Below are 17,786 nucleotides of genomic sequence, written 5' to 3'. Positions count from 1 at the left end.
ATTCAGTCCGGACGAAAGTGGGCAGATTTTCCATTTCCACGTCAGTAGGGGTCTGAAACGGGAAATTATGGCTGATCTCAAATTTTTCTCTTACCCATTTCAGCTATCCCTTCTCTCCTATCCTTTTCCTATGTATAATGGACAACAGCCGGGTCTCTTGTCCATATGCTATTCTAAAGGAAACGTACTTTTTTTAAAAACATATGGTATTACCAGAGACATAATCAAAGCTGAAAATAAATGAATTTGAAAATAGGAATGGTGTGAATGGATAAGCAAAAAATTATTTATCATAAACTATTGAATCTTGTGAAGCCTGAAAATGTAAAAGTGAATGAAACGTTGAAAAACCATCTTTATACAAAGCTTGGCGGCGTTGCGGACTTTTTTATTACTCCGACAACCTTCCAGGAGGTCCAAAATGTTGTGCGGTTCTCCAATGAAGCCGAAGTCCCTTTTACATTACTCGGAAATGGATCAAATTTAATTATTAAAGACGGCGGTATACGAGGTATTGTCATAAATTTAAAGCATTTGAATGATATTTCGTCGGAAGGTACTACGCTTGTTGCTCAAAGTGGTGCAAGGATAATTGATGCTTCCCGTCATGCCTTGAAGGAAAGTCTGTCGGGATTGGAATTTGCCTGTGGAATTCCAGGCACTGTCGGAGGAGCTCTTTATATGAACGCAGGTGCCTATGGCGGAGAGATAAAAGATGTCCTCGATTATGCTTATGTCGTAGACAAAGATGGAAACCTGGTGAAACGTCTGGCTTCTGAGCTTGGCTTGGATTACCGTACAAGTAACATTCCTGATAATGGCGACATTGTTCTTGAAGCTACTTTCCATCTTAAGCCTGGCAATTACGAAGAGATCAAGGCAGTGATGGATGACCTGACATACAAGCGGGAATCCAAGCAGCCGCTTGAATACCCTTCTTGTGGCAGTGTCTTTAAACGCCCCCCTGGTTATTTTGCCGGGAAACTCATTCAGGACAGCAACCTGCAAGGGACGAATATCGGCGGAGCAGAGGTGTCCACGAAACATGCTGGATTTATTGTCAATAAAGATAATGCTACGACCAGTGATTATATTTCTCTCATAGAACACGTCCAATCTACCGTCAAAGAAAAGTTTGGCGTAGATTTAGAGCGAGAAGTCCGCATTATCGGCGAAGACTTAGAATAATGAAAGCTTGCAGGGTTTCCCTGCAAGCTTTTTTGTTATGAAAATGCAATTATTTGGCTTCTTCCACCATTTTCTTTAAATCTTCAATGTTCTGCCCTTCAAACCTTTCACCATCAACAATGAGTGTTGGCGTTTGGGATACATTTAACTTATTAGCTAATTTCAAATCCTCTTCCACCGCCTCATCACCAGTTCCGTCGTTAAAGGCATCCATAACCTGCTTTACATCTTCAGAGCTGGTCATCTCACCTAACGTCTTTTTCAGGAACTCCTCATCGTAAATATCCTGTTTCTCTGCTGCCGGGTCTGCTGGCTGCTTTTCATACAGCAATGAATGGAATTTCCAGTACGTTTCGTTTCCTAATTCCTGATAAACGGTTTCAGCAAACTTAGCTGCACGTTTAGAATCCACATTTATAAACGGTAAATTTATGAAATAGAACTTTATTTCCCCAGTTTGAATAAGCTCTTTATCAATCTGTGGGAAAAACTGGGCTTCAAATGCTTTACAATAAGGACATTTATAATCTCCGAATTCCAGAACAGTCACTGGGGCATCCTCTTCTCCAAGATAAGGCTGTCCCTCATAAGCATTTTCGTCCGAGTTCCCACTGGCAGCAAACCAAATGATAGCAATTACAGCTGCTGCTCCTATGATAATGAATAACCATTTCGTTGTATTCTTCAACAATTCCCCTCCTCAATTCATTGCCTAGCTATGTAGGTTCGATTATCATTTTAGATAATTCTCTAATAAATTTCCACTTCCAATACAAAAGGCAGCCAAAAAAGGCTGCCCTGTGCTGTTATCCAAGAGGTTCGAATGTTTTACAATCTGTTTCTTTACTGTCGTGAGCTTTATCACCTTTGTGACTAACTACAAAAATTTGTGAAGCGTCGCATTTTTTGCCTTCACGGTTATAAACACAGTTGCTAACTTCACAAAGTACATCTTTCGCCATAATTTGGGCACCTCCCTAACAAGTATAGCTTTCGCTTTTTGTTAAGGATTCATTCGATGAAATAGAAAAAGTGATCCTTTATATCAGGGCTGCACCGGGATCATAATCATTCATTTCAAGCTTTAATGGGGCGTTTGTAATGAGTGCTGCAAGTTCTCTCCCTAAAACAGGACCACTTGTAAGTCCAGAAGCACCCAATCCATTTGCCACATAAAGACTGGAATACCCGGGAATTTTTCCGGCAACGGGTAAAGAACCTGGTGTAAAAGGTCTAAACCCCACCTTTGTCTCCACGTATGTACAATCAGCGAAACCTGGAGCTACCTTCAGGGCTTTTTCCATGATTTCATGAATTCCCCCATGGTCACTCTCGTATGGGTAGTATTATTTTCCTGAGTAGCTCCGATTACAAGCTTCCCTGAACCAAAGGCTAAAAAGTACTGCCCGTAAGGAGGCATGACAACAGGCCATTGATTCGTATCTTGATTTGGGAGTTGAAGGTGAAGAATCTGAGCTTTCTGGGAGGAGATATCAACGCTGATTCCTATGGACTCACATAGTTGTTTTGCCCAAACGCCACCTGCCACAATGGTTTTCTCAGCCAATAGAGCCTCACGGTTTACATATACCCCTTTTACATCATCATCGTTTTCTTTGATGAAAGATGCTTCACCCTGGATAAATTCACAGCCATATTTAGCAGCTCCTCTAATGAGTGCATCTCTTAAGGCTGCCCCATTTACCCTCGCTGCCCCACTGATGTGGAGAGCATTATATTCTCCTGATAATAGAGGAAAGAGCTGTTGTGTCTCATCAACTGTAAGCTTCGAAAGAGTACCTATTTCAGGCGTATCCTTCTTTCTTTCTTCTGCGACTTTGTACTTCCGATCCAGCATCTCTTCGGTCGTGAAAATATTAATCGCCCCTACTTTAGAATAGCCGGTCTCCACTTCTCCGTCTTCACTAAGCATATCAATGAGGGTCGGATAGTACTTTGCTCCTTGCGTTGCTAAACGATACCAGGAGCTGTTTTTCCGCTTCGTCAGCCATGGACAAATAATCCCTGCCGCGGCTTCTGTCGCTTGTCCGGTATGTTTTTTATCCACTAAAGCCACTTTCATTCCCTTTTTTGCTAAATGGTATGCAGTAGAAGCGCCTAAAATCCCCGCTCCTATGACGACACAATCCTTCATAACCCACCTGCTTTCTTGCTTAAAAAGCTGCCTGCAGTCGATTACAGGCAGCCTTACATCTAGTTAAATGTTATTCCATAAGCTTTTTTTCAAATGGAAAGTCTGAAAAATTCTCAACTCCATCTTTAGTGACTAGCAGCTGTTCTTCTAATTTAACTCCTTCTTTACCACCTTCTGCACCGATATAGCTCTCTACCGAAAGAACCATATTTTCTTCAATTACCCCATCATACCCCTTTTCCTCAAAGTCCTGTGGGAAAACAATATACGGATATTCACCGCTCAGTCCAGTACCATGCGCTACGGTAAAATAGCGGTTAGCAAAAAACTCGTCAGGGATCTCCCAGCTCTTTTCTGCATACTCCCTGAATGTCATGCCTGGTTTTAACAGTTCGATATTATATTGGATTTGTTCATAGGCCGTCTGATAAAGTCGCTTCTGTTCATCAGTAGGTGTTCCATCTCCACAGAAAAATGTGCGGCTGATGTCGGTAAAAAAGCCAAAAGGTCCATTCATATCGGTATCAAAAGCTACAAGCTCACCTTCGCGGATCACTTTATCGCTGCATTCCTGGAACCAGGGGTTGGTGCGGTGGCCGGAATTCAGCAGCCTGGTCTCCACATAATCCCCACCATGACTGATGTTCGTCTGATGTAAGTGAGACCATAATTCATTTTCTGTAATACCAGGCTCCAATGCCTGCTTCATACGGATCATGCCTTCCTCTGCCGTGCGCACCGAGATTTTCATTGCTTCTATTTCCTGAGGAGATTTAATTGAGCGGGCATGCTCAATGGGTTCCTGCCCATCGACCACTTCGACTCCTAAATGACCAAGCTCAATCGCTCCTATTGAGGGAACATAATCAATCGCTAATTTTTTGTTCCCTCCTCCATGCTTCGTTACTAAATCGGAAATTTCCTCAGCCCACTGCTTCGCATTTTCATATAAATGATTTCCTGAGGCTACATAAGATAATGTGATCGCCGGCCTTACTTCATCAATGGTTTCTATTCCTTCAGAAAGGTGCTCACAATTTGGAAAATCAAACAAGGTGACCGGGCCTTCAACAGGAATATACACATAACGGGCAGGATTTCTTAACATAAAGACTTGCATGTTTCTGCTTCCTGTAGCATACCTCAAATTTACTGGATCAAAAATGACAATTCCGCCATACCCAAGTTTTTTTAATTGCTCTCTCACTCTACCTAACCGATATTTACGCATCCTTACAAGGTCAATCTGCGTTTTATCGTGTCGAATACTCGTTAATTTTCCCATATGTCTGCCTCCTGAATAAATTATGGATTTACACACATGTTACAACAAGATAAAACTTGTTACAATAAGAGAATGACTATCCGCCTATTTCGACTTTGTAATGAAATGAATCTGTTCTGTATTTGGTACGACTGTACTCGATAGGGCTGCCCTCTATGCCCAAAGTTAACCGATCGATGTCAACCAATGGTTCGCCCGGAAAGATGCCCAATAAATCTGCTTCATACTGAGTCGCAACAGCAGCATTTACTTGTTCTTTAATGGTGGAGTAATGAATATCCTCACGGCCTAATTTAGGAAAAATATCAAATTCAATTTCTGCGTAATCTTTAACGACTTTCCCTATCTCAAACGGAAGAAACAGCTGTTGATAGGCAATCGGTTTCCTATCTGCCAGCCTTAGTCTTTCCAAAAAAAAGACTTGCTCTGATTTACCAAGATTCAGCCGTCTTAAGGCTTCATAGTTTGTCACTACGCCTGTTCTCAGCACTTTCACCGTCATCTCATTTCCCATTTCATGATGGAAAACCCCTTGTGAACGAGGTTTCCCCTTAGGAGAGATACTTACCCTGGAAGGAGCGCCTCTTCGGGTTTCAATAATACCTTGATGAGCAAGGTCACGAAGCGCCTGTCTGATTGTTGTACGGCTGACATTAAACCTTTCCATCAACTGGCTTTCAGAAGGTATGTTTTCTCCTGGAGTCCAATCTCCATGATTAATCTTCATCAGCATTTTGTTCTTTATTTGCTCATATAAAGGAAGCTTCCTTTGTTTCGCAGACATATGATGACTCCTTCAACCATTTAAACTTGTTGTTCCATATTTTAGAGCAACCAGCTGTCCTTTTCCAGTCCTGATCAAAGCACTGCTAAGCAAAAAAAGAAGAAATTCCCTTTTTAAAGAATTCCTTCTTCGTTAGTTATTCCTCTTGCTTCATAACAAGATTAATTCAGCTCATAAGCTTGACAAAATGGTGGAGATTAGTTAAATCAGTTAAATTCTGATTACATAGTTCGCTGTCCTGGCAAATATAATTGCCTCTCCGCACTACACTCTGCGCTGAATTCATCACTGTAGTAGTAAACATTCCCACCTTTTCTTGTTCCGAACAAATGGTACATATTCCTTTAGTATTTGATTGAGTAAATGTTCCTTTTAAGCCAATTAATTCACCTTGAAAAGGGACGACCAAGTATTTTCGATTCGATCCATAATCGTTCCACCCTAAATAAGAGGTCGCTTTTTTATCTATTTCATCTAAGTCAGGGTGCTGGAGCTTTTTAACTTTTGGAAAAAGTTTCTTGAGGTGGTTCTCTGTCAAATCAGGAAATTCAATGACATACTGCTTCAATCTAGATAACAGTAAAATCGCATCTTCCTGATCTTCAATGACCGAGATATGATCAATTAGTTCCTTTTCTTCTGGAGATAAAGAAGAGAAGGATTGAAGAACCTTCTCTAAAGAGACCGATTTTACGGCTTCCATAACACTGGAATCGTTAACGCTGGAATGACTTCTAATCAAACGGTGCGCCTGGGCTTTAATTAAATTATATTGGTCACTTCTGATGAAGGAATCCATTTTGTTACCTCCCATCTTATTCTCTAACCTTTCCTTAATGGCAAACCTTAAATCAATCTTAAAAGATCATTGGATTTGCAAACAAATTTTTTCTATAAGAAAAGCACTGATCTAATTCCTGAACATGATCAGTGCTTTGAAGTTTCATTAAGAATATATGATTTTGTAAATGGTTTCAATGGAAAGACTCATTTTCATTGGTCTTTGAACGAACGCGTACAGACATAAGCATTGTTATATCACTCTAATATTTAGGTTTATGTTTGACTAGTTACATCTGTCAGCTGCTGTGAAGAATCCGCTACTTGAGTTACAGCGTCATTAATTTCTGTAATGACCTGTGAAAAGGTTTTCAGTTCATTTTCGATTCCTTCATTATTTTGTTTATTTTGTCCCATAGCTTCTACAATCTCCGTGAAGAAGCGGTTTATTTGATGAATGTTTTCTGTACCGTCAACAATTAAGTGATCGATCTCCCCTACATTGTGAGAAACCTTTTGAATTTGATTGTTCGTAGAGAGGATTAATTCAGATACCTCAGAAACTGAACTCTTTGTTTGCTCCGAAAGCTTTCTTACTTCATTAGCTACCACTGTAAACCCTTTTCCATGTTCTCCGGCGCGGGCGGCTTCAATAGAAGCATTCAAAGACAGCAGATTTGTCTGCTCTGCGATGGAAGACACAATGGTCACAATCTTACTTATTTCCTCAGCTACTCCTCTTAATGCATTCATTTCTTCAGTAATCTGTTTGATACTGTCCTGGATGAGCATCATTTGTTTTTGTTGATGATCAAGCTGATTTTTGCCATCAGCGGATTGTCCCTCGACTTGGATTGCAATCTGTGCTCCTGTTTGAGAATCTTTAAGAATTTTTTCTGTCTGCTCTGTCAGCTGCTCAGTTGAAGCACTCGCCTGCTGGGAAATAGCAGCAAGTTCCTCTGCCATTTCATCAATAGTTCTATAGGCTAGTTCTTTTTCTTCTGCAGCTTTTTCCTGAAGCTTTAAGTTTTCATGCTCATAAATTTCGAGCACAATCTGCTGCTCCAAATTTAAAATTTTTGTTGTAGAACGGACAGCTTTCCTATAGTCATCGTAAAGGGTAAGTTCTTCACTAAAAATGGATAAAAGAGAAACCATTAAATCCTGAAATGCACACATATACCATTTCGGCTGCAGGCCAATCTGTAAATGAATGCTGGCAATACGGCTTCGTTTCTCGATAAAAGCATCATCTAAAATACCGTTAAACATTTCGTGAATATGCTTGGTCAGTGTTTCCTTAAGCTTTGTAACTGAGCTGTGACTTTCAATGATCTCCATGAGAAGAGGCTGATTCTCCAGGTTTTTGTAAAACTGGTCCACCATCTTAGGAATATGTGGTTTCAGTATAGGCTGCAAACTTTTCAGGACATTTAAATCCTCTGCAGTAAAATGGATCATTCTTAATTGTTTTTCAAGCTCAGACGCTTTTTTCACTTCAAAAGTACAGTCATTAGTAAGATCTAACCGGGAATGCAGTCTGCTTTCTTTTTTTTGTGGAGCAAAAATTTGAAACATTTGATATCCCCCTATATACATCTTTTCTATTTATATCGGCTTAAGAAACACCTTATCAATACCAGCTGACTAAATTGCATTTACAATCTAAGATAAAATTTTCAAAATTTTAGGTTTATATTTCCTGAAAAAGGATAAATAACTATTGAACAATAATATTTTTAAAAAAGGAGCTGTTATTTTATGGCTGATCGTTTTAAAACAGGTGAGAAAGCGCCGGAAAGCGGTACTTATGAATTTGATGGGTTAACCGATGGTAGAAAGAACAGCAATCCTACAGATGAAGAAACTCAAATTAAACTGGAAAGCGGAGAAACGTTCCCGCCTCTTCGTTCCAGTAAGGAATCAGCGTATTGGAAAAAGGTAAAATAATGTAAAAAGAAAGCCCCATGGGTATGGCACCCAAGGGGCTTTACTCTATTACGCTTTACTCTTACCAGTATAAATCATGATCGCATCTCTTAGAAACTCTGCTGTGCCAGGATTTTCTTTATCATAATAAGCCTTAAACCGCTCGTCATCCACATACATTTGAGCAACCCCTGCATGTGCCTCTTTCGTATACTTATCCCAGTAGTTAGTCAGCCACTGCCGATGAAGATCAGCTGCTTCCTGAGCAAGAGGACTGGAGGGATCTTTTGTAAGAAAAGCCCTATTTAATACTTCAAGAACTTGCTGTCCCAGTCGTTCCGCTTCTTCATACTGCTCTGTGCTCATCTCTGTTATTTTTTGGTACGAGCGGTCGACTTGATCATCTCCATATTTCTCACGAATTTCTTTTCCGTATTTTTGTTCATTTTCATCAATCAACTTCTGCTTAAAACCTTCAAATTTTTCCTGATCACTCATAACAATTCTCCCTTCTTTTAACGCAAGCGTCTTTTCTACGTTGCGAATCAAGATTTCCAACTGCTTTCTTTTAGCCAGGAGTTTGTCATGATGGGCTTTTAACGCCGCAAGCTCTGAGAAACCCGGGGAATTCATGATCTTATCGATTGTGTCCAAATCCACATCGAGCTCACGATAAAATAATATCTGCTGCAGCCGGTCGACTTCGGCTGCTTCATAAATGCGATATCCGGATGAATTGGTATAAGCCGGCTTTAATATCCCAATTTGGTCGTAATACCGCAAAGTCCTTCCCGTGATCCCTGCAATCGTTGCGAGCTCTTTGACTGTATATTCCATGCCATCACCCCCTGACACATTCAATTTACACCTTTACGCAGCGTAAATGTAAATAGGAAAAAAAGTTTTTTCTTAACGGCTGATAAAAGGGAAGGGAAAAATAATGCAGCCAAGCGTAGATTACCTGATTAGACAAACTGAAAAGGTTCATCTAATAAATAGTGACAAAACCAATGAAGGTTTTGCTTAAGAATCGCTCTGTTCAGTCCAGGTTGATGAGAGCTATGTTTCATTTCTTTAAACAGGACAAGTTCTGCAGGGACGCCTCGATCTTTCAATCCGCGGTACAATTCAAAGGCGTTGGGTAAAGGTACTCTTCCATCCTTTTCTCCGTGCTGAATTAAAGTAGGCGTGCAGGCGTTATTAATATAAGTCATTGGTGAAGTCTTACGATAAATTTCTTCATCTGTCCAAGGATCTGACCCTAAGTAAAATCGTGTGAAATGCGTAATATCGGTATTCGCATAGTAAGTAATCCAATTAGAAATTCCTGCCCCTACCGATACGGCTTTAAAGCGGGTGCTGTAGGTAGCGCATAAGGCTGATATATAGCCTCCCTGGCTCCATCCTAAGATCCCTACTCTTTCAGCATCTACATAGCCTTTTTCAATTAAGGAATCGACTCCTGAAACTACATCTTCATAATCCCCGAGACCTAAATACCGGTAATTAGCTTTGCGAAAGGCTTGCCCATACCCTGTACTTCCACGGTAATTAGGTTCAAGAACAAGAAATCCTTTTGCGATAAAGGATTCAATTGGTTGATATTTATTCGTTGTCGGGACAGCGAAGGAGGTACCTGCCGGGCCACCGTGAACAGCTACAATTAATGGGTACGATTTGGAATCAGCAAAATCTACCGGTTTGGACAATACGCCCTCGATTTCAAGTCCATCTTCCGTCCTCCATGTCACTACTTCTTTTTCACTTTGGATTTTGCCTTTATAAGCCACGGATCGGGAGGTAATCGGTTCATGATTGATATACACTTCAGCAGGGGTGGTTGAGGTTTGTTTTACACATACGAAAGTACTTTGATCCCAGGTAATGGATGGTGCTGATGCCACCATATCCTCTTTACTGACGAGAGAAGTAATCTTTCCAGTCTCGGATACTATCCCTGCCAGGAAGTTTGTCTTTTCCTGCCAGGAAATTAGTATTCCATTAGGTGTCCATCGCACTGGAATAATATGTTCGTCTATATCCTGAACAGGACGGATCGTACGTTGCGTCTCTAAATCATAAATCTCTATCGTTCTATTATTATATATAGCTTTCTCCTTTTCATAACAGGTATAGCATAGTCGAGTCCCTCCAGGAGAGAATAATACCTCCCCTGCTTGAAGCGGCGAAGCATCCACCTTATCAATCTCTTTCGTGGTCCTATGGAGGATATAAAGCTCTTGATCCATCGAATCCACTGCTCTTGGTGTTGGGGCAGCACTAAAAACGATGTGTTTACAATCAAAAGAAATATCATAACTGTGAATTTGCAAGTCCATCTGTTCCGTCAAAGGTTCCACTGCAGGCGTCATTTTTCCATGAGGAAGAGGATCGTACAATTCTTTTCCGCCTGTTTCTAGATTTAAAAAGTATAACGCTTCATATTCAAAATCTTTGTCCACATAGTAAAATTCTCCATACATTTCCTTGCGTTTCTTTAAGGATTCCGATTCAAGACGCCTGGCTTTAAAATAGATCCCTTTACTATCAGGAGACCATTTAAACTCTTCTATAGAGTAACAATCAGGCGAAGCTTGATAGGCATGGGTATCACCCAGCGTTTGTATGTATATTTCCTTCTTCCTGTTTTCACCTTCTCCTGAAACACCTATGCAGGCAAGATATTTCGAATCAGGGGAAAATCGTGGCTGGGTGCTTTCATTTTTCCCTATAGTTAATGGATAGCTTTTACCTGCCTCTCTATTATAGAGCCACACATGGTTCACATAAGCGTTTTCCTCCCAATCTGCCGTCTGTTTTACGTAGGCTGCATAACGGCCATCGTCACTGATTGCGGTTTCCATGAACTTAGGAATTGAAATGACTTCCTCAATGGATAAATAGTTTGCACCATTCATCATGTCCCCTCCTATTATTTTATGTGATTTATTTAATTTGGAATATATTTCTTACTACGATCTTAACACGAAAGGTAAATGTTGATGCTATAGCAAAAAGCTGCACTTCGGTCGTTAAATACTGTTCAACGATTTCCCATGCAGTCTTTTCGATAACTATTGAAAATATTGAGTTAAAGCATTTTTCAGCTTTAGAGGGTTTCGGAGGTCTGTGTGAACGAGGACATAACCATCCGGGCGAACTACCATTAACTCATTCTCGGCTAAACCAAGACGAGTACGGCTTTCTCCTTTTAAATCCATCCATACGTTTAGTCCCCACTTCCCTTTCGAAAATAAATCATTTTGGATAATAAAAATAGGCTGGAGCATACCGCCTAACCTGCTCGTGAAAGAAGCAGTGGATTGATTGATTGTTTCATAAACCATAGGCAGTTGTTCCTCAGTGGTGCAAATCAACAATAGACATTGTCCACCTTTTAACCGCTCATATAAATGAACCTCTTCTTTGTCTTGGGTAAGCATATGAACGTTAGGCACTCTTTCTCCAGACGCTAACTTTCCAACGGTTCGCTTATGATCTATTTGTTTTGAATGATGCGTAAAAGTATAGTTCATGCCGAGCTGAGAAATGTTTTCTGTAATTTTACTCTGCAATACTTGTTTATCAAGAAGCCATTTCATTAACAAATTCCTTGATTTAACTCCATATTTATTTTTAATATTCATAGCTTTGATCATAAACTCTGTCTTTTTAATTACCCCCTCCCCAATAGGAAAACGCTCCTCATGATAAGTATCGAGCAAGGCCTGCGACAAACCATAATTCAGGACATAAGCTAACTTCCAGGATAAGTTTACAGCGTCCTGAATCCCTATATTCATCCCTTGTCCTCCAATAGGATTATGAATATGTGCAGCATCTCCGACGAAAAATACACGTTGTTTACGGTAATAAGGGATCTGCCGATGGGAGGCAGTAAAGCTGGATACCCAGTAGGGATCTGTTAGTATTAACTCCTCTGGGTAGACACGAGACACCGATTCTTGCAGATCTTTTAACCGAGGGCTTTCCGGGTACTCGCCTTGTCTTTCGTAATCAATGGCAATCACTCGAGTGAGGCCGTTGCTGAATGGTGCACTAAAAAGCAGTCCGTTATCACTGCTGTTTAGCGAAAGCCGGGAGTTTAAAGAAGGATCGTCTACTTTTACGTCGCCAAGAATGACATTCACTCCTTCTGATTCTCCTTCGAATGGTATGTCCAGCAGGTGACGTGTTGTACTGTGAGCTCCATCACAGGCAACTAAGTATTTAGAAGTAATGGTGTGCTCCTCAGCTCCTTGATTTACGACAGCGGACACCGTTTCGCCATGCTGGGTAAGGGAAACAAGCTCTACTCCTCTCTCTACCGCGCCATCTGGAAGCTGCTCTTCCAAAATTCTCTCGGTTTCACTTTGTGGAATTATACTCATAAACGGAAAATTCGTATGCTCTTTTAAATTGGAAAAATCAACAGCGAACATTTTTTCTTGATGATAGGAAAAATGGATTTGTTTATTGATAAATCCTTCTTCAATAAACTTTTGTGAAATTCCAAGGAGATCCATCATTTCCAAGGTTCTTGAATGAACGACCAGTGCTTTTGAAAAGGCGGAAGGTTCTTCTCTCTGTTCAATGATTTGAAAACGTACACCGTATTTCCTTAATTGATTGGCCAGCATTAGACCACTTGGCCCTGCACCTACAATGAGAACGTCTGTATTTGCTTCCATCAAGCTTAAACACCTCCTGAAAATTAAAAAAGTCTCTTAAATACTTTATCCTAATCGGTAGAATATTAACCTTCGCCAGCAGAAGAAGTGATCCAACCCTATAGTGCTTCTATGATTCTGCCATAGAAACAAGCTTCCTGATGGTTTTCCAATTTCTTATTGTCACAGGACTAAATTGTTTATTTAAATAGTCTGCCACCTTTGATTTTCGAATCGTATCATGAACAAGTAAATAAACCTGTCTCTCCTCCAGCTGACACGTCTCTCCCTCACTATTTAGGGAAAGCAATGATTGTGAGGCTTCTGGAGAAGGAATTTCCTGCAGTAGAGCAAGATATAAGCACTCTCCCGCTGCCGAGGAAGCAGCGGCTGCAATTTCTTCTTCCGAAAAAGGACACCGGACTAGGATTGATTGCAATTCTGCTGCCGTCCTTATGATAACCGGCACAAAAAAACCAAATCTTTCATGAATAGAAACTTCCAAGTGATTGATCAGCTCGTTCTCTTTTCGATCAGATTCAAACAAAATATTTCCGCTTTGTATGTAAGTACGTACTTTAGTTAAGCTTTTTTCCTCCATCAGCTTTCTTAGTTCTGCCATCTTGATTTTGTTTTTTCCTCCAACGTTTATTCCACGTAAAAAAGCAATATACTGCATGATAAACAATCCTCCTCCTGGGTTTCCATCCTAACTTAGAAGTTCCCTGTTAAGATAAGAATTCCTTTAAGAATTTTCAAGGAATTCTTCAACTAAAAAACCCCTGTTTGATTGATTCAAACAGGGGTTTTTTTGAAATCTTTATTCAGATGATTTTACCCAATAGGCTGCTTCATTTGTGGATGGAGAAGGTGGGAACTGCTCGCCTTTTTTGACTTCTACTTCTGTATTGTCTTGGTTGGCTGCTCCTCCATTTACTAGGCTTCCCACTTTGTAAGTCGCGGTTTCTGGAGCTTTTTCACCTGTCTTATAAGTGGTTTCTGCCATTTTCTTCACCTCTAATACTAATTTTGAAAAGATACCTTAAGTCGGTACCTCTTCTTGGTTGTTGTTTTGCCATATCATGAAAACTTCAAACGTATTCTGTTCCATTTTAAGGAATTTGTAAATAGATTGTAATACAATAATCCAGGGTTCATTTGAGGTGTTTTTTCTTTCTTTTTAATTCGTTAAGTCTCTTAATTATACTTACCACAACCATTTGAGCCGGCTTGGCAACTTCTTCAGCTATAGTTGTAAAATCACTGGGAGCCTTCATATTAGCTCGATCAGAAATCGCACGGATGATTACAAAGGGAATGTTATTCAAATAACATACCTGGCCGACTGCTGCTCCTTCCGCTTCTACGCTCACTCCTTTAAAGGTTTTACGGATTTCTTCAGCTACTCTGTTGGTAGTGACAAATTGATCCCCTGTTAAGATCCTTCCTTTTACTACTTTTTGTTCTGGAAATTTTGTTGCTGTATTTAAGGCAAGTTTAACTAAATGTGGATTTGCCACATAGGCGGACCTTTTTAAGTATGGAATCATTCCTAAAGGAAATCCAATTGGAGAAAAGTCAACGTCAAATTGAATGACATCTGTAGAGACAATAATGTCGCCAATATTTAAATCCGGGTCTAATGCGCCAGCTGTACCGGTAAAGATGATGGCTTTTACTTTATAAAGGTCAATTAAAATCTGTGAGATTGAGGCAGCATTTACTTTTCCAACTCCAGTTTGACAGAGGACAATTCTCTCATTTTCAAGCTCTCCATAATAAAAATTATGCTTGGCAATTTCTTGTTTGCGCCAAATATCCATTCTCGCCAAAAAATAGGAAATTTCCTGTTCCAGCGCTCCTAATATTCCTATTGGCACGGATAGCCCCCTTTTTCCGCTTTGCTCAACTATATGACTTCACAAAAAATTTTATCCCCCACCATCCATATAATGGTAAATTAATCCCCCCATTTTTTATAAAGAGCAAGGATTTCTTCTTCATGGGAAACAACATCTTTCGGAGTTTCCAGAATAAAAGGTACCTTCTTTAAAATGTCTGCCCTCATGAATTGAGAAAATTGTTCTTCTCTTATGTATCCTTGCCCGAAAATATTTGCATGCCTGTCCTTTCCTGAGCCGGTATCATAGTTAGAGTTATTCAGGTGAATCACACCTAGATTATCCCAAAACCCGAGTTCCCGGCCTTTTTTCTCTAACTCTTGCCAATTTCCCCCGTTCCAAAGTCCGCTCGCAAAAGCATGACATGTGTCCAGGCAGAAACCAATTTTTTCTGAATCACCGCATAGATTACGTACTTGTGTCAATTCTTCTAGCGTTGTACCTATTGAACCAGGTTTACCAGCCATATTTTCAAGGAGAATTTTTGCACTTCCTGTCCATTCATTCAGCACTTCATCCAGCACATCAATCATTAACTGATAGCTTGCCAAAGGTTCATGCACATCCAATAACTTTCCGAAGTGCACCACTGTTCCAAGAGATCCACATGCTTCGCTGATCTCAAGATCATTCAATAAAGATTTCACTACTTGGTTTCGTTTAAAGGAATCCTGAGGGGTCAAGCTGGTTGGGTAGGGCGAATGGGAAACAGAAGTCATGGAATGTACCTTACAATATTCAGAACATAGAGCCGCATCCTCTTTGTTAAAATTCTTTGCGGATAAACTTCTGGGATTTTTCGGGAAATATTGGAAAGCAGAAGCATTCATTGAAAAAGCGTGTTTAGCTGCACTTAAATAACCATTTCTTATAGATACATGACTGCCAAATTTCATCATTATTCCGCTTCTTTCTTTACTTATAACTGATTTTCTATCTTGGGGAATAGAACCTCGTTATTATCGAAATAATATACTGAGGTGAATGCTATGCTTTTTATTATTATTATCGGATTTATTATTCCCTGGATTCCAGGGATCTATTTGTACAAAAAAGCACCAAAAATCTTTTTTACAACCGCTCCTATTACCGCTCTTATTGCAGTAACCATTAATCAGTTAGGGATCCATATGGGATTATGGAAAGTCCACCCGATGCCGAGGGTGGTCTTATTGGATTCCATTTTTCTTGATTTAGGTATTTTTCCCGTCGTGGGAGCATTGTTTACTTACTTCGTTTATTACAAAGCCTATAACCGGTATCTCATTCATTTCCTATTTATCGGGGGTATGACTGCAATTGAATACGTAGCCCTTCTAACTGGAACTGTAAGTTATGATGACGAATGGAATATCTTATTAACTCTTCTCATTTATCTTGGAGGCTTCATCACCATTGACTTGGTTTCTAGGAAGCTGGTTAAGTTAAATGTCTATCCTGTTCGTAAATAATACCTTTCAACGAAATTGGTTTTTTATTCTAAAAAATAGTCCTGCAGCGAAAAGTCGTTTCTCTGCAGGACTGTATATTTTCCTTACAGCTGCTCTCTATTGCAAGTTTTCCCGGCTTTCTTTACATGCGTCACAGAGAGTTGTAATGTTAATTTCTCCATCCTCACCCATATGAACAACCTGCTGGTCATCAGCATCATTTAAGACTTCAGAACCAAGTTGAGAAACATCGACTTCTGTGGCCTGTAATTCTCCTACCTGACAGTTACACTGGCGGCAAAAATAGCGTATTTTCATGAACTTCCTCCTCATTTATCTACCCCTAGTTTGGTCGACAATTTAAGGAGTTATGCAAACAGCCCTGGTTTGTGATGAGTCGTTTTTCTGATTTAATTTAGCAGGAAAAACTTTCGTTCTATCCCCTGTCATTTTCTGGTAACTTGAACAATTGTTCATTTTTCTGCTGAAATTTAAGATGTCCATTCGATTGATATTTTCAGGCAACTTATAGAAGGTTTGCATTACCAACATAATGGTTACATTTTCCTGAATTCGATAGTTATTAAAATTTTTTAATCATTTTATTTTGTATGGATTTTTTTTCATGTATTTTAGTCCCTAAGACAAAAGTAAAAAGGGAGAGATACAAAATGAAAACTAAAATCACAAATTACTGTTTAACTGTATTATTAAGCTTTTCTCTAGGTGCGTGCTCGATCAATACAGAACAAATATCTGAAACAAGTGAACGGCAAAGGAAAGAAAGAGAGGATTCAAAGCATGCCCAGTGGAGCTATAAAGGGAAAACAGGACCTGATAACTGGGGAAAAACCAACCCGGTTAATGCTGCATGTGCCAATGGAGATAAGCAATCGCCAATCAATGTAAATTTTTCGCAGGTCCATAAAACTTCAAAGAAGAAAAATGTGCAGATTCAATATGAGCCAAGCTCTGTTTCCATTCTTAATAACGGTCATACAGTCCAGGCAGATCCTTCTAAAGAAAATAACACCCTCATTATGAATGGGAAAAAGTATACACTCGACCAATTTCATTTCCATACACCAAGTGAACATAAATATAACGGCAGCCACTACGATATGGAAATGCATTTCGTACATAAAGATTCAAAGGGGAAAATTGCCGTACTTGGGGTGATGATCAAGAAAGGAAAAACAAATAAAAACCTGTCACCAGTTTGGGAATCCCTGCCTGACAACAAGACATCGGAAGCTGTACCCATTAAGGAGCAGATCAATCTACAAAATGTACTTCCAGAAGAAATGAATTTCCTCTATTACAACGGCTCGTTAACTACACCTCCTTGCACTGAAGGAGTAAAGTGGATATTACTTAAGCAGCCTATCGAAATCTCAGATAAGCAGCTGCTGAAGTTCCAGAAAATTTTTTCTGACAATCATCGTCCTGTTGAACCTCTGAATGGTCGTGAAATCTTAAATACAAAATAAATGTATATGGCGGTACCTGCGTGTGCCTTAGTTTATTAATCTAATTGAATGAGATGAACCACTTTTACTGTTCCTGTATGGTCGTAAGCACCTTCAGTAAAAGTGGTTCTATTCTAGTCTGAAAATTTTCAGTGCTCCTCTCCTTCATCCCCTATCACTATTTCCCGCATTAAA

General features: G+C 39.8%; 18 protein-coding genes and 1 pseudogene. 4 read left to right on the top strand and 15 right to left on the bottom strand.

Annotated elements, in window-relative coordinates; genetic code table 11:
- The first annotated feature begins 267 nt into the window (after positions 1–267).
- Entirely contained in the window at positions 268–1,188 is a 921-nt protein-coding gene (murB, locus tag MUN89_RS08705) for a UDP-N-acetylmuramate dehydrogenase (protein WP_244712948.1), read from the top strand.
- A gap of 49 nt (positions 1,189–1,237) precedes the next feature.
- On the opposite strand, the gene MUN89_RS08700 is transcribed toward murB, so the two are convergent.
- From MUN89_RS08700 to MUN89_RS08670, 7 genes and pseudogenes are all read right to left on the bottom strand, one after another.
- Complete coding sequence (locus tag MUN89_RS08700) at positions 1,238–1,876, bottom strand: DsbA family protein (RefSeq protein WP_244712946.1); 639 nt, start codon at positions 1,874–1,876, stop codon at positions 1,238–1,240.
- Positions 1,877–1,994: 118 nt separating this feature from the next.
- On the bottom strand, positions 1,995–2,150 hold the full coding sequence (locus MUN89_RS08695) for a DUF1540 domain-containing protein (protein WP_244712944.1): 156 nt from the start codon (positions 2,148–2,150) through the stop codon (positions 1,995–1,997).
- A 78-nt stretch (positions 2,151–2,228) separates the two neighbouring features.
- Positions 2,229–3,343, bottom strand: a pseudogene (locus MUN89_RS08690) (NAD(P)/FAD-dependent oxidoreductase).
- Positions 3,344–3,413: 70 nt separating this feature from the next.
- Positions 3,414–4,628 carry a M24 family metallopeptidase gene (locus MUN89_RS08685; RefSeq protein ID WP_244712942.1) on the bottom strand — a complete coding sequence of 405 codons (1,215 nt, stop codon included), beginning with the start codon at positions 4,626–4,628 and terminating at the stop codon, positions 3,414–3,416.
- A 76-nt stretch (positions 4,629–4,704) separates the two neighbouring features.
- Positions 4,705–5,412 (bottom strand): GntR family transcriptional regulator, encoded by a 708-nt coding sequence (locus tag MUN89_RS08680; RefSeq protein ID WP_244712940.1) that lies wholly within the window; start codon positions 5,410–5,412, stop codon positions 4,705–4,707.
- 166 nt (positions 5,413–5,578) lie between these two features.
- Positions 5,579–6,211: a FusB/FusC family EF-G-binding protein gene (locus MUN89_RS08675; protein WP_244712939.1), complete on the bottom strand. Its 633-nt coding sequence runs from the start codon at positions 6,209–6,211 to the stop codon at positions 5,579–5,581.
- A 257-nt stretch (positions 6,212–6,468) separates the two neighbouring features.
- On the bottom strand, positions 6,469–7,770 hold the full coding sequence (locus tag MUN89_RS08670; RefSeq protein ID WP_244712938.1) for a globin-coupled sensor protein: 1,302 nt from the start codon (positions 7,768–7,770) through the stop codon (positions 6,469–6,471).
- Positions 7,771–7,953: 183 nt separating this feature from the next.
- Between MUN89_RS08670 and MUN89_RS08665 the strand changes: the two genes are divergently transcribed.
- The gene (locus MUN89_RS08665; protein ID WP_244712937.1) at positions 7,954–8,142 is read left to right on the top strand and encodes a YjzC family protein; all 189 of its coding nucleotides are present in this window, start codon (positions 7,954–7,956) and stop codon (positions 8,140–8,142) included.
- Between the two features lie 48 nt (positions 8,143–8,190).
- Here the strand turns inward: MUN89_RS08665 and MUN89_RS08660 are convergent, their stop codons facing one another.
- The 7 genes from MUN89_RS08660 to MUN89_RS08630 form a co-directional block, all read right to left on the bottom strand.
- Complete coding sequence (locus MUN89_RS08660; protein ID WP_244712936.1) at positions 8,191–8,958, bottom strand: MerR family transcriptional regulator; 768 nt, start codon at positions 8,956–8,958, stop codon at positions 8,191–8,193.
- A 128-nt stretch (positions 8,959–9,086) separates the two neighbouring features.
- Complete coding sequence (locus MUN89_RS08655; RefSeq protein ID WP_244712935.1) at positions 9,087–11,042, bottom strand: S9 family peptidase; 1,956 nt, start codon at positions 11,040–11,042, stop codon at positions 9,087–9,089.
- 153 nt (positions 11,043–11,195) lie between these two features.
- Entirely contained in the window at positions 11,196–12,812 is a 1,617-nt protein-coding gene (locus MUN89_RS08650; protein ID WP_244713652.1) for an FAD-dependent monooxygenase, read from the bottom strand.
- A 109-nt stretch (positions 12,813–12,921) separates the two neighbouring features.
- Complete coding sequence (locus MUN89_RS08645; RefSeq protein WP_244712934.1) at positions 12,922–13,470, bottom strand: DUF1697 domain-containing protein; 549 nt, start codon at positions 13,468–13,470, stop codon at positions 12,922–12,924.
- Between the two features lie 141 nt (positions 13,471–13,611).
- Positions 13,612–13,797 carry a YjzC family protein gene (locus MUN89_RS08640; protein ID WP_244712933.1) on the bottom strand — a complete coding sequence of 62 codons (186 nt, stop codon included), beginning with the start codon at positions 13,795–13,797 and terminating at the stop codon, positions 13,612–13,614.
- Between the two features lie 148 nt (positions 13,798–13,945).
- Positions 13,946–14,671, bottom strand: coding sequence for a 5'-methylthioadenosine/adenosylhomocysteine nucleosidase (locus MUN89_RS08635; protein ID WP_244712932.1), 726 nt, complete (start codon positions 14,669–14,671; stop codon positions 13,946–13,948).
- 80 nt (positions 14,672–14,751) lie between these two features.
- Positions 14,752–15,591, bottom strand: a complete 840-nt coding sequence (locus MUN89_RS08630; protein WP_318036125.1) for a deoxyribonuclease IV — start codon at positions 15,589–15,591, stop codon at positions 14,752–14,754.
- Between the two features lie 90 nt (positions 15,592–15,681).
- Here MUN89_RS08630 and MUN89_RS08625 point away from each other — a divergent pair, with 90 nt between their 5' ends.
- Positions 15,682–16,143, top strand: a complete 462-nt coding sequence (locus MUN89_RS08625; RefSeq protein ID WP_244713650.1) for a CBO0543 family protein — start codon at positions 15,682–15,684, stop codon at positions 16,141–16,143.
- Positions 16,144–16,239: 96 nt separating this feature from the next.
- Here MUN89_RS08625 and MUN89_RS08620 read toward each other — a convergent pair whose 3' ends face one another.
- Positions 16,240–16,440: an anti-sigma-F factor Fin gene (locus MUN89_RS08620; RefSeq protein ID WP_244712930.1), complete on the bottom strand. Its 201-nt coding sequence runs from the start codon at positions 16,438–16,440 to the stop codon at positions 16,240–16,242.
- 353 nt (positions 16,441–16,793) lie between these two features.
- On the opposite strand from MUN89_RS08620, the gene MUN89_RS08615 reads away from it, so the two are divergent.
- The gene (locus tag MUN89_RS08615) at positions 16,794–17,612 is read left to right on the top strand and encodes a carbonic anhydrase (protein WP_244712928.1); all 819 of its coding nucleotides are present in this window, start codon (positions 16,794–16,796) and stop codon (positions 17,610–17,612) included.
- The last annotated feature ends 174 nt before the right edge of the window (positions 17,613–17,786 follow it).

The organism is Halobacillus salinarum (genome assembly GCF_022919095.1).
Taxonomy (GTDB): Bacteria; Bacillota; Bacilli; order Bacillales; family Halobacillaceae; genus Halobacillus_B; species Halobacillus_B salinarum.
The sequence above is the reverse complement of the archived record's forward strand: the minus strand, read 5'-3'. Positions and strand labels throughout refer to the sequence as shown.